The sequence below is a fragment of the Streptomyces sp. DvalAA-14 genome, from assembly GCF_900091855.1.
GTDB lineage: Bacteria > Actinomycetota > Actinomycetes > Streptomycetales > Streptomycetaceae > Actinacidiphila.
In genome coordinates this window covers 1-11038 of record NZ_FMCH01000138.1, presented here as the reverse complement: position 1 = coordinate 11038, position 11038 = coordinate 1, and the positions used below count along the sequence as shown (strand labels likewise).

At 71.3% G+C, this 11038-nt stretch carries 5 protein-coding genes; 2 read left to right on the top strand and 3 right to left on the bottom strand.

Annotated features, from left to right (window positions below; genetic code table 11):
- Window positions 1–68: 68 nt before the first annotated feature.
- From GA0115240_RS06440 to GA0115240_RS06430, 3 genes are all read right to left on the bottom strand, one after another.
- Entirely contained in the window at window positions 69–3440 is a 3372-nt protein-coding gene (locus GA0115240_RS06440; protein WP_093735689.1) for a GH92 family glycosyl hydrolase, read from the bottom strand.
- A 236-nt stretch (window positions 3441–3676) separates the two neighbouring features.
- Entirely contained in the window at window positions 3677–5068 is a 1392-nt protein-coding gene (locus GA0115240_RS36675; protein ID WP_237554650.1) for a glycoside hydrolase family 16 protein, read from the bottom strand.
- 363 nt (window positions 5069–5431) lie between these two features.
- Window positions 5432–9082 carry a discoidin domain-containing protein gene (locus GA0115240_RS06430; protein WP_256069579.1) on the bottom strand — a complete coding sequence of 1217 codons (3651 nt, stop codon included), beginning with the start codon at window positions 9080–9082 and terminating at the stop codon, window positions 5432–5434.
- Window positions 9083–9554: 472 nt separating this feature from the next.
- Here GA0115240_RS06430 and GA0115240_RS06425 point away from each other — a divergent pair, with 472 nt between their 5' ends.
- Together GA0115240_RS06425 and GA0115240_RS06420 are read left to right on the top strand one after the other, a co-directional pair.
- Window positions 9555–10736 (top strand): sensor histidine kinase, encoded by a 1182-nt coding sequence (locus tag GA0115240_RS06425; RefSeq protein ID WP_093735687.1) that lies wholly within the window; start codon window positions 9555–9557, stop codon window positions 10734–10736.
- Window positions 10733–11038: LytR/AlgR family response regulator transcription factor (locus GA0115240_RS06420; RefSeq protein WP_141708748.1), on the top strand; the 306-nt coding region annotated here is incomplete at its 3' end. The genes GA0115240_RS06425 and GA0115240_RS06420, both read left to right, overlap by 4 nt.

Here is an 11038-nt window from a genome sequence, read left to right as displayed (position 1 = left end):
GGCAACACCGCCGGCGTCCCGCCCGCCGGGTGGGCGGACGGGACGCCGGTCGGCGCGCTGGCGGACCGTCAGGCGGTCGCCACCGCGAAGACGTGCATGTCGCCGCCACTGGTGGTGGCGGGCAGGGTCACGCTGGCCAGCTGCTTGCCGGCCTGCAGGTCGATCGGCGCGGTGGCGAACACGTCGGTCCCCACCGGGTCGGTCGTCCCGTCCATCACGTCGCGGTACGTGGTGTGCACCGCGGTGATGTTGCCGAAGGAGGGCTGGCCGGCGCCGCCGCCGAGGGTCCAGTCGCTGAAGCCGATCTGGGCCTGCTGCGTGGTGCCGTCGGTGTAGGTGAGGGTGACCGTGCCGCTGGTGTCGCCGTCGTCGGCGCTGCCCAGCAGGCTCAGCCGGGTGTGGCCCGCCGAGGTCGCCGAGACGTCCAGGACCTGGTCACCGCCGCCGACCACGATGTTGTCCGGGGCGCCGGGCTGCACCTGCGGCCAGGTGAAGTCGAAGCCGGCCGCTGAGACGGTGCCGCCGGGGACGGCGCCCGCGGCCGCCAGCGCCTTGGCCGAGTAACTCCAGCCGCCGCCGTCGAAGTTGGCCGCCGGGTTCTGGTCGTCCGCCGAGATGCCGGCGTTGTTCACATACCAGGTCACGCTGCCGCGTACCCCGACCGTCACCGAGAGCCAGGTGGTCGGGGCGGTGCCGTAGTGCGCCGAGGTCGTGGTCAGCGGAACCCGGTAGACCCCGGCCTTGGTGTCGGCCGCGACCGAGACGGAGAGTTTCGCGGTCGCGGCGCCCTTCTTCGGCACGGTGACCTCACCGGCGGCCGGGTGCAGGGTGATGCCGGCCGGCGGGGCGGCCGTCCAGTGCACGGCGACCTTCTGGTCCTGGAGCGTCGAGAGCTTCAGCGTGGTGTCCGCGGAACCGCCGGGCTCGATCTTGACCTGTCCGGGGTCGGTGGCCGCGAAGAACGGGGCCTCCCCGTCGCGGAAGGACGGCGGCGCGTCCTTGGGCGCGCTGCCCCAGGCGGTGTTCGGGGTGCTGCCCAGGGTGTAGTCCAGGGTGCCGCCGTGCGTGACGAAGGACGCGGGCACCCACGGCTTGTCGGACTTCGCGCCGTTGGTGCGCAGACCCTGGATGTAGATGTTCTTCGTGGAGGCGCCGGGGGCGTTGACCGTGATGGTCTTGCCGAGGCCGGTGTGGATCACCGCGTGCGGGAAGACCGGGGCGGACAGCACCAGGTCGGCGCGGCTGGGCACTTGCGGATACATGCCCAGTGCGGAGAACACGTACCAGGACGACATCGTCCCGGCGTCGTCGTTGCCGGGGATGCCGCCGGGCGTGTTGCTCCACACCCCGTCCACCTCGGCGCGGACCGTCTGCTGCGTCTTGTAGGGGGCGCCCAGGTAGTCGTAGAGGTAGGGCGCGTTGATGTCGGGCTCGTTGGTCGGGTCGTAGCGGGTCTGGTCGCTCGCCGAGAAGTCGAAGCTGCCGTCGGGCGCCCGGAAGAAGGCGTCCAGCCGGGCCGTGGCGGCCGCGTCGCCGCCCATGGCCTGGGCCAGGCCGGCCACGTCGGAGTAGACCATCCAGGTGTAGCGGGCGCTGCTGCCCTCCACGAAGCCGTTGCCGGTGTCGGGCGAGAAGGTCGCCCCGGCCCAGGACCCGTCGGAGTCGCGGTCGCGCATCCAGCCGCCCTGCGCGGTGGCGTCGGGGTCGAAGACGTTCGTCCAATTGCCGCTGCGGTCAGCGAACTTCTGCTCGTCCTTGTGGTCGCCGACCTGGCCGGCCAGCTCGGACAGGCCGAAGTCGGCGGCGCTGTCCTCCAGCGTCTCGGCCGCGCCGCCCCAGCAGTGGCAGTTGTCGGACGGTACGTAGCCGAGCTTCAGGTACTGGTCCAACGCCGGTCGCTGGCCGACGCATTCGACGTTGCAGCCGGCGCTGTCGGAGTCATTGGCGGTGGGGACGGTGGCGGCCTTCACCAGCGAGGCCAGCGCGCCCTTGACGTCGAAGTCCCGGCCGCCGAAGGCGTAGATGCCGGCCAGCGCCGCGTCCGACGGGTCGCCGGACATGATGCTGGTCTTGCCGTTCTCCAGCAGCCAGCGGTCCCATTCACCGCCGCGCTGCTGGGCGTAGTTGAACAGCGATTGCGCGTAGTCGCTGCCGATGCGCGGTTGCAGCAGCGTCAGCAACTGGACCTGGGCGCGGTACTGGTCCCAGCCGGAGAACGTCCCGTACTGGGCGTGCTGGCCCTTCGCCAGGGTGTGCGTGGTGCGGTCGCCGCCCAGGTACTGGCCGTTGACGTCACTGGTGAGGGTGGGCTCCAGCATGGAGTGGTAGAGCGCGGTGTAGAAGGTGCTCAGCTGGTCGTCGCTGCCGCCCGACACCTGGATCTTGCGCAGATCGGTGTTCCACGCCGCGGCGGCCTGCGCCCGGACGGCGGCGAAGCTCTTGCCGGGCGGGTTCTCGGCCCGGAGGTTGGCCTCGGCGTTGGCCGGACTCACGTAGGAGATGGCCACCTTGGCCTGCACCTGCTGGGTGCCGGGGGCGAAGGTGACGTAGGCGCCGGAGCCCTTGCCGGCCACCGGGTTGCCGCTGGTGCTGTAGCCGGTGCCGCCGGAGGCCGAGGTGGTGCCCGGGTTCAGCGTCCCGTCCGTCCAGGTGCCGACCGCCGCGAAGGGCTGGTCGAAGTGGGCGGTGAAGTAGAGGGTGTAGACGTCGTGCCGGTTGTTGGCGCTCTGCGGGCCGCAGAAGTTGCCCGCGCTGACCGAACCGGTCACGGTGCGCGCGGCCTGGTTCACGCTCACCGTGGCGGCGGCGCTGCCGCTCTCGGAGTTCGACGTCCGCAGCAGCATGCTGGCCGGCTTGTCGGCCGGGAAGCCGAACTCGCCGGTCCCGGTACGTGCCGTGGTGGTGAGCTCGGCGGTAGCGCCGCTGTCCAGGCCCACCTTGTAGTAGCCGGGCGCCGCCGTCTCGTTGGCGTGCGAGAAGGTGCTGGCGTAGGTGGCGTCCTTGGTGTCCGCGCTGGGCGAGGAGTCCACCGTGCCGACGTACGGCATGATCGGGATGTCGCCGTTGGCGCCGGAGCAGCCGACCCCGTTCAGATGGGTCAGGCTGAAGCCGCGGATCTTCGTCGCGTCGTAGCGGTAGCCGCCGGGCGCCGGGTTGGAGAACTGGTTGCCGGTCGAGTTCTGCGGGCTCCAGGCCAGCATGCCGAACGGGACGACCGCGCCGGGGTAGGTGTTGCCGGCGTTGGACGTGCCGATCAGTGGATTGACGTGGGAGACCGGGTCGGCGGTGGGGGCGCCCGTGCCGCTCTGGGCGGCGGACGCGGTGGCCGGACCGAGGCCGAGGCCGATGGCCGCGGTGGCCGTGGCGAGCAGAGCCGCGAGCACGGCTCGGCGCCTCCCCCGCCCTCGGCCCGTCCGGAACGAAGATCTTTCTGGCACCATTCTTGCCCTTTCGGGTGTACGGAGGCCGGACCGATCAGGCGAAAGGCCCGATTCCTCCGAGGAGTTGCCGGCGGGGCAACCCGGCCCGACAACGTTGTCAGCGAATCAGCAAGTGATGTTCCTCCTGGGGTCGGAGAAGTGTCAAGGGTCGAACACCGGTCCGCCGGTGGACCGATGACGCCTGGTGGGCGGGACCATCGGGTGGTCCTCCCGCCCACCGGGCGGAAGCGGCGGGGCTACCCGGCCTGCGTGTAGGTGAAGTGCGGCGTGTCGTACTGGGGGCCGTTCTTCTCGTAGGTGAACCAGTAGGTGAGGACCGAGCCCGCGGCGAGCTGGCCGACGGTCTGTGTCCAGGTGCCCGCCGTATTGGTCATCCGGAAGTTCTGCTGGCCGGCGCCGTTGACCAGGTAGTGCACGTCCACGTACTGCGCGGGGGTGGTCGGGGTGAAGGAGATCCGCGCCTGGGCGGCGCCGGTGGCGGTGACGCTCTGCGCGTAGTCGGGCGAGGTGGTGCCGCCGGTGGTGGCCCCGCCGGTCGTGGTGCTGCCAGTCGTCGCGCCGCCGGTGGTGGTCCCGCCTGTCGTGGTGGTGCCGCCGGTCGTGGTGGTGCCGCCGGTCGTCGTACCGCCGCTGGTCGTCGTGGCTCCGCCGGTGGTCTGGTAGACGCCGATCCAGTCCACGCTCATGCCGGCCCCGGAGCTGATGTCGGCCGAGGGCGAGGTGCAGCCGCAGACCTTGTTGGGGTAGGAACCGCCGATCGCGACATCGAAGATGGCGAAGAAGCCGTGGTCGACGGCGGCCTGCCAGGTCGCGGTCGACACCTGGTTCTCGCTGACGGTGTAGGTCGGCACGCCGTCGAGGGAGAAGCGCAGCTGTTCGGCGGACGTGTTGGTGCGGTCCACGATCACCGAGTAGGTGTGGAATCCGGTCTGGCAGCCGCCGCAGGGCTGCAGGCCGCTGCTGATGCCGTCCGGGTCGTGGCATTCCCCGGCCCACACGCCGCAGTGGAAGGTGGTGGAGTGCTCGCTCAGCGCGTTGACGTCCTCGAAGATGTCCAGTTCGCCGATGCTCGGCCAGTTCGTCGCGCCGACCGGTCGGGCGGCGGCGCCCATCGCCCAGAACGCGGGCCAGTAGCCGAGCCCGTGCGCCGGGTTGGGCTGCTGGATCGAGGCGCTGATCTGCAACTGGCCGCCGGCCGGGGCGGCGAAGTCGGTGCGCTGAGTCTCGATCCGCCCCGAGGTCCAGTGCCCGGCGGCGTCCTTGATCGGCTTGATCACCAGGTGCCCCGCGCCGTCCTGGTAGACGTTGGCGGTCGAGTCGGTGGCCGTCTCCAGCTCGCCGGTGCCCCAATTGGTGGCCGCGCCGGGGTAGTTGTAGCCGATCCCGGTGTCGTAGAGCCAGTTGGCACGGTTGAGTCCGGTGCCCGAGGCGCCGTTGAAGTCGTCGCTGAAGACGGTGGTCCAGCCGGCCGGGGCGCCCGGGACCGCCGCTACGGCCGAGCCGCCGGAGAGCGACAGGCCCAGGGCGCCGGCGATCAGCAGGAGCAGAGCGCTGAAGACGGACAGCGGGACCCGGCGGCCGCGGCGGCCGCCGATCGACGGGACGCCGGTCGATGCGTGTGTTCTCATGGGCGATCGCGACCTTTCCAGGGACGAAGCCGGGTCTCTCTCCTTCGAACCTGGGTGGTGAAAGCGCTCTCACCCAGGTAATCGGAATGGAGTCTCGATGAACGACGCGTACACGTCAATGCGTTGGACAGGGTCCGCCGGCCGCGGGCGCCGGTGAACCGGCCACGCCCCCGCCGCGGGTGCGGTGGGGGCGTGGCCGGTGGCGAAGCGGCTTCGCCGGCGATCAGGGCGAGCGGATCGGCGGGCGGTCGGTCGGCGGGCGGCTCGGCGGGCGGATCGGCGGGCGCGGATCGAGGCGCGAGCGGACGCGTGCGCGGATTCGTGCCGGGCCGGCCTGTGCGCGGGACGTACCGCGCCGGCCGATCAGGAGAAGATCTGCAGCTCCGACAACTGGGCCGCCGGCCAGGCGGTGTTGGCGGTGACGTTCAGCCGCAGGTAGCGGACCGAGCTGGTGGGCAGCGTGACAGTCACGGTGTTGCCCGTGGCCGGGTCGAAGGTGTAGCCGGCCGACGCCTTCAACGTCGTCCAGCTGCTGCCGTCGGCCGAACCCTGCACCGACAGCGTCTGCGTCCGGGCGCCCCAGGCACTGGACGGCGGCAGGTCCAGGACCAGCCTGGTCACGGACTTGCTGCTGCCCAGATCGGCCTGCAGCCACTGCGGGAAGGCGTTGTCGGCGCTTTCCCAGTAGCTGCCGGTGTTCCCGTCGTTGGTGTTGGCCGGGGTGTAGTTCTGGGTGGAGCCGCTGGCCGTCATGGTGGCGCCCGCCGCCAGGTTGGTGGAGCCGCCGCCCGATGCGGGATTGCCGGTGCCGGTGAGGGCGACGGTCAGCGGGCCGGCCGGGTCGTTGCCGGCCACCGAGACACTTCCGGTACGGGTGCCGGTCGCGGTCGGGGTGAAGGTGACGCCGACCGTGCAGGAGGCGTGGACGGCGAGCGAGGCGCCGCAGGTGCTGGTCTCGGCGTAGTCACCGCTGGTGGTGATGGCGCTCAGGGTGGCCGCCGCGCCGCCGTTGTTGGTGATGGTGGTGGTCTGCGCCGCGCTGTGGCTGCCCACGGTGGTCCCGGCGAAGCTCAGGGCGGCCGGGGAGGCCGCGAGCGAGGCCGTCGGGGCGGTGCCGCCGCCCGATCCGCCGCCGGAGAAGATCTGCAGTTCGGAGAGCTGGCCGGCGCTCCAGCCGGTGTTGGCGGTGATGTTCAGCCGCAGGTAGCGGACCGAGCTGGCGGGCAGCGTGACGGTCACGGTGTTGCCCGTGGCCGGGTCGAAGGTGTAGCCGGCCGACGCCTTCAGCGTCGTCCAACTGCTGGCGTCGGTCGAACCCTGCACCGACAGCGTCTGCGTCCGGGCGCCCCAGGCACTGGACGGCGGCAGGTCCAGGACGAGCGAGCCGACCTGCTGGACCGAGCCGAGATCGGCCTGCACCCACTGGGGGAAGGAGCCGGCGCCTTCCCAATAGCTGCTGGTGTCGCCGTCGTTGGTGTTGGAGGCGGGGAAGCCGCCGGCACTGCCGCTGGCGCTGATCGTCGCGCCCTGCGCCAGGTTGGTGGTCGCGGTGACACCGGTGCCGGTCAGCGTGGTGCCGACCGGTGTGGCGGTGGTGGAGTTGGCGATGGCCAGGATGCCGTTCTGGGCGCCGCCGGCGGTCGGCTTGAAGGTGACGGCCACCGTGCAGGAGGCACCGGCCGCGAGCGAGCCGCCGCAGGTGTTGGTCTGGGCGTAGGGGCCGCTGACGGTGATCGAGGTCAAGGTGGCGGCGGCGGGGCCCGGGTTGCTGACCGTGACGGTCTGCGGGGCGGTGGTGGCGCCGACGGCCGCGTTGCCGAAGGCGAGCGAGCCGGGGCTGGCCGAGACCGGGGTGTGCACGGCCGTTCCGCCGTCGGTGCCGACCAGTTGGACGGTGGTCGGGCCGCCGGGCTGGCTGTTCGGGACGGTCAGGGTGCCGGTGGTGATGCCGGAGGTGGGCGCGGTGTAGGAGACGTCGATCTGGCACCACATACCCGGATCGGTGTCGTTGGCGCCGTTCAGGCTGGTGCCGCAGGGGTTGCTCGGGTCGCGGGTGACGGTGAATCCGCCGCTGGCCGAGATACCGCCCAGCGAGGCGGCCGAGCGGCCGGTGTTGTAGATCGTCACCTTCTGCACCGGGGTGGCCGAGCCGACCCGGGCGTTTTCGAAGGTCACCGTGGACGGGAAGGCGGTGACCGGTGCCGCGCCGGGGAATCCGCAGGTGGCGGCGCCGGACCAGCCGGTGTTGCCGCTGCCCTGGTTGAGGGTGAAGCCGGAGGCGCAGTCCTCCACACCGCCCACGCCGACCCCGGTGGCGGTGACGCCGGAGACGGTGGCGGAGCCGGAGGTCTGGTCCTGGAAGACGTACGTGCCGACCCCGTTGACGGTGTCGTTGCTGATGGTGACACCGCTGATGGGCTTGCCGCCCTCCAGGGTGCCTTCGAACTGGTACGCCTCGTAGGGGCTGGAGTCGATCTCGTTGTTGCTGATGTTGATGGTGCCGGTCATCGCGGAGTCCAGGGCGAAGAACCACATGGCGCCGACGCCGTAGTCCCACCCAGGGTCGAACTGCCCGGTGCGCACGAGCTTGTTGCCGCTGATGGTGGTGGTGCCGGCCAGCGCGGAGGCGCCGAAGCGGTTGCCGACGTGGATGCCGCCGCCGCGGGTGACGGTGTCCTGCACCAGGTTGTTGGTGACGCTGTTGTTGGAACCGCCGTAGACGGCGATGTTGTTGGCCAGCCCCGGGGAGTCGACCGTGTTGTGGTCGAAGGTGTCGCCGCTGTCGGTGGTGGAGGACCACATGGCCAGGCCGTCGTCCTGGGTGTTGCGGAAGAAGCTGTTGGTCACCGAGGAGTTGGTGACGCCGCCGTCGAAGTTGATGCCGTCGGCGAGGGTGTCCTGGATCCGCATGTTCTGGAACTTCAGGTTCGTGGTGGCGCCGACGATCCAGGCCCCCACCTTCTGGTTCTGGATCCAGACGTTGGAGATGGTGGAGTTGTTGAAGCCGCCGTTGAAGCCGTTGACGGTGCCGTCGCTGTCGTCACGGGAGTTGACGTTGCCGAAGATCGACAGGTCGTGCACGGTGACACCGGTGGTCTGGCCGACGTTGCCCTGGAACTCGACGTTGTGGCCGGTCAGTTCGGTGTACCACTCGCCGGCCCCGGCCACGCCGACCTTGTTCAGGCCGATCGGCGCGGTGATCTTGTACAGGCCCTTGGGGAGGTAGACCCCGGTGCCGGCCGTCTCGGCGTCGTTGATCGCCTGCGTCAGCTCGCCGGTGGCGTCGGCCACGCCGCTGCTGTCGATGTCGTACGGCGCCTGGGTGACGTCGAGGTAGCCGGCCGGCTTGGGCAGCGGGGCGGGGACGTTCTCGAAGTCGGCGGTGTTGACGGCGTACCAGGGAGCGGTGTCGTTCGCGTCGATCTGGAGCTTGACCACGGTCCCGGCCGGGAGCACCGAGGGGAACATCGTCCGCACGTCGTTGTAGAAGTCGTGCGGCACGGCGCTTTGCGGATTGCCCACGTCGGCGGGGTTGTTGGTGAAGGTGTAGGCGCCGTAGAGCCAGCTGTCGGTGGACGTCAGCTGCAGGTCCTGGGATTTGGCGCCGTTGACGTACACGCTCAGCGGCGCGGTGAGGCCGGCGCCGTCCAGCGAGTCGGGCAGCGCGTAGTGGAAGTCCACCGCGTTGGCGGGCTGGGTGAGGGTGAAGGACACGAATGAGCCCTGGCCGACGAGTTGCACGGCCTGCCGGCCCGTCGCCTCGGAGGCGAGTGCGCCGTAGGTGTAGTCGGGGGCCAGCACACGGCCGTTGGTGGTGGCGTTCGCCGCGAGGTATTCGGTGAAGGGCACGGCGGCGCCCGCCGGGGTGGCGGCCGCGGCGGGCGAGGCGGGCAGCACCAGCAGCGGGGCCGCGGCCACCAGGGCCGTGGCGGTCAGGCCCGTCACCAGTCGTCGCGCCGGTGGGACGGCTCTGGACAGGGCACGTCGGGCGGCGCGGATCTGACGTGGGAACACGGGCGCTCCTCGGGGGGTGACGGCCGATCGGCTCGGGAGGGCGTTGCCGATCACGAGCACCACAATGTGGCGGGCATCACTAAACCACCGGCGCCAGATGACCACAAGATATCGACCAGGTTTCGCAATATCGCGACATGATGATCGCCGCCGTGCGCCCGGGCGCGGACCAGGCCGCCCGCTCCCGTCATGACGGCACCTCACCAGCCATCTCCAAGGCAGAGAAGGCGTGAACGAGTCCGCAGGGCCTCGGCTGGCACCTGGCCGGCTCGGCTCTCCCCGGCAGGTCGGCGCCGTACGGGCGGCCATCCTGCCGGAGGGAAGGGCCCCGATTGCGATCACGGCCCGCAAATTGTGACCTTCGGCCTGCAATTTAGCGCCTGCCTCGGCGGTCGCCGGCCGGGGGCGCGTCCGGCGAGATTCCCACGTCCGGGGCCTGCCTCGCGCCCCCCGGCGTGGCCATAATGCGGGCATGGGGTCAACGATCACCGTGGTGTCTGTGGCGCTGGTGATCGCGGGCGTCGCGGCGGCGCTGTTCTGGCTGGTGCGCGGACGCCGGGGTTTCGGGACACCCGCCGACCGGGCCGCCTTCGCCACCCTGCACGAGGCGTCGCTGGCCGCGCCGCCGCTGCGCGACGGTCTCACCGCCGAGTCGGCGCACCGGGCGGCGCGCCATCTGCGCGCCCTGCTGGGCACACCGGCGCTGGCCGTGGTCGGCGACGGCGTGCTGCTCGCCTGGGAGGGGCCGGGCCGGCGGCACGCCGCGCAGGCGGTGGCGCACGCCAAGGACGCGATGGCCGCCGGGCGGCCCTGGGTGGTGCCGACCGAGGTGATCGACTGCGGCGACATGAACTGCCCGGTGCGCAGCGCCGTGGTGGTGCCGCTGGTGGTGGACGGGCTGGTGGTCGGCGCCTTGTCGGTGTACGGGCGGCAGGTGTCGGCCGGGCTGGTGCGGGCGGCCGGCGAGGTCGCCCACTGGGTCATCGCGCAACTCGAACTCGCCGAACTGGACCGCTCCCGCACCCGGATGATGGAGGCCGAACTGCGGGCCCTGCGCGCCCAGATCTCGCCGCACTTCGTCTACAACTCGCTGACCGCGATCGCCTCCTTCGTCCGCACCGACCCGGACCAAGCCCGGGAACTGCTGCTGGAATTCGCCGAATTGACCCGCTACAGCCTGCGCAAGCACGGCGAGTTCAGTACCCTCGCCGAGGAACTGCGCTCCGTCGACCGCTACCTGGTGCTGGAACGGGCCCGCTTCGGCGCCCGGCTGCGGGTCGACCTGCTGATCGCCCCCGAAGTGCTGCCGGTCGCGGTGCCGTTCCTGTGCCTCCAGCCGATCGTGGAGAACGCGGTCCGGCACGGCCTGGGTCCCAAGTCGGCGCCCGGGCGGATCACCATCCGGGCCGAGGACGCGGGCGCGGAGTGCCGGATCAGTGTGGAGGACGACGGCGTGGGCATGGACCCGGAGAAGGTGCGGGCGCGGCTGGCCGGCGAGGCCGAAGGGGACTCGCTGGGCCTGGGCAATGTGGACGAACGGCTGCGCACGGTGTTCGGCGACGAGTACGGACTGGTCGTGGAGACCGCGCCGGGCGCCGGGACCCGGGTGAACATCCGGGTGCCCAAGTACCGGAACGGAGTGCGCGCCTCGTGAAGCCGCTGCGGGTGCTGGCGGTCGACGACGAGCCGCCCGCCCTCGAGGACCTGACGTATCTGCTGCGCGGGGACGGCCGCATCGGCCGGGTGTTCGCCGCCGACAGCAGCGACGCGGCGCTGCGGCTGCTGGAGGACGAGACGGTGGACGCGGTCTTCCTCGACATCCGGATGCCCGGTCTCGACGGCCTCGACCTGGTCCGGGTGCTGGCCCGCTTCGCGCACCCGCCGGCGGTCGTCTTCGTCACCGCCTACGAGGACTTCGCGGTGGACGCCTTCGCCCTCAAGGCCTGCGACTACCTG

What these genes read in the sequence shown, in the direction of transcription:
- GA0115240_RS06440 (WP_093735689.1), bottom strand. Translation starts at nt 3,440, where the DNA reads ATGGTGCCAGAAAGATCTTCGTTCCGGACGGGCCGAGGGCGGGGGAGG.
- GA0115240_RS36675 (WP_237554650.1), bottom strand. Translation starts at nt 5,068, where the DNA reads ATGAGAACACACGCATCGACCGGCGTCCCGTCGATCGGCGGCCGCCGC.
- GA0115240_RS06425 (WP_093735687.1), top strand. Translation starts at nt 9,555, where the DNA reads ATGGGGTCAACGATCACCGTGGTGTCTGTGGCGCTGGTGATCGCGGGC.